This is a genomic window from Compostibacter hankyongensis, assembly GCF_039541075.1.
Lineage (GTDB): Bacteria > Bacteroidota > Bacteroidia > Chitinophagales > Chitinophagaceae > Compostibacter > Compostibacter hankyongensis.
Genome location: NZ_BAABFN010000016.1, coordinates 1 through 1,606, shown reverse-complemented (window position 1 = coordinate 1,606; position 1,606 = coordinate 1). Strand labels below are relative to the sequence as shown.

The 1,606-nt window shown below is 53.9% G+C and carries 1 protein-coding gene; it reads left to right on the top strand.

The genetic code is table 11. The annotated features are described in order from the left end of the window. Positions 1-1,606, top strand: a 1,606-nt coding sequence (locus ABD851_RS14425) for an RHS repeat domain-containing protein (RefSeq protein ID WP_486303614.1), incomplete at both ends; no start/stop codon positions are given.

Sequence of the window (1,606 nt, the reverse complement as noted above, 5' to 3'; positions counted from 1 at the left end):
GCCGGGGGCAGCTTCAGCAGCGGCGCCGGAGATGAGTTTGTCGCCGAGATAGACCCGGCTGCTACTACGCCCACGGTGAGGACCACCGTTGCCGTATTCGGGAACCCCATTACCGCCGCGCAGCTGAGCAACCCATCCGTAACGACGGTATTGAAGTACCAGTTCTACGACGATTATTCCTCCGGCTCGCCCGCATTTGCGACCAACTTTGACAATACCACCGCCTATCCCAACGGGACCGATATCTTACCGATAACCGCCTCCAAGCGGACGACCGGTTTTCCCACCGGCAGCAAGGTCAGGGTGCTGGGCACGAATACCTTCCTTACTTCCACGTATTACTATGACGAGAAGGGTCACCTGATACAATCCCAGGAAGACAATATCAAAGAAGGCCGGGATGTGACTACTTACCAGTACCATTTCGACGGGCGGCTGCTCAGTACCGATATCAAACACACCACGGCGCATACCGGTTATACGGATTTCGGGGTGCTCACCAAGTATCTCTTTGATCAGATCGGCAGGACAAACGGCATACAGAAAAAGATCGGCACAGGTGGTTGGAAAACGTTGTCTGCTTACGACTTTGACGATATGGGCAGGCTCAAGACCAAACATCTTGACCCGGGCTATACCGGTACCGGGGGAACGGAGATGGAGACGCTGGACTACTCCTACAACATCCACAACCAGATCACTGGTGTGAATAAAGACTATGCGCTGAAAACATCCGGAGTATACCATCCGGACGATCATTTCTTCGGTTTTTACCTGGGGTATGATAACCGGGACAATGCTTTTTCCACGGCCAGGCTGGACGGTCATGTCGCCGGTCAGATGTGGAACAGCCGCAGCGATGAAGCCCAGCGGAGATACGATTACACCTATGACAATGCCGGCAGGATCTCCGGGGCGGCCTTTGCCCAATATACCGGCGGCGCCTGGAATACCAGTGCAGGGGTGAACTTTACGGTAAGCGGGCTGAGCTATGACGCCAACGGTAACATCAGGCATCTGAACCGGTACGGACTGAAAGGCTCCACCTCTCAGGTAATCGACAACCTGAGCTATGTCTATAAAAGCTATAGTAACCAGCTGAACAAGGTCACCGATGCAGCCAGCGACCCCAGCACCACGCTGGGCGATTTTCACGACGGCGCCAACGGCTCGGCGAATGATTATGTTTATGACCACAACGGCAACCTTATCTCCGATGCCAATAAAAAGATCGCGGCCATTGCCTACAACCATCTGGACCTTCCTGAGCAGTTTACCATCACGGGTAAGGGAAAGATCAGGTTTGTATATGATGCGGACGGCAATAAGCTGCAAAAGATTGTTACGGACAATACTTCCGCTCCATCAAAAACCATTACAACCAGCTATGCACACGGGTTTATCTATAATGCAGATACCCTGTTATATTTCCCCACCGAGGAGGGGCGCGTGCGGTATGTGCCGGCCCATGGCAGTACGGCCGCCGGCTATACCTATGACTATTTTGTCCGGGACCACCTGGGCGACGTGCGGATGGTGCTGACCGAGCAGACAGACCTTTCCCAATACATGGCCACCATGGAGCCCGCCAATACGGCAAAGGAGA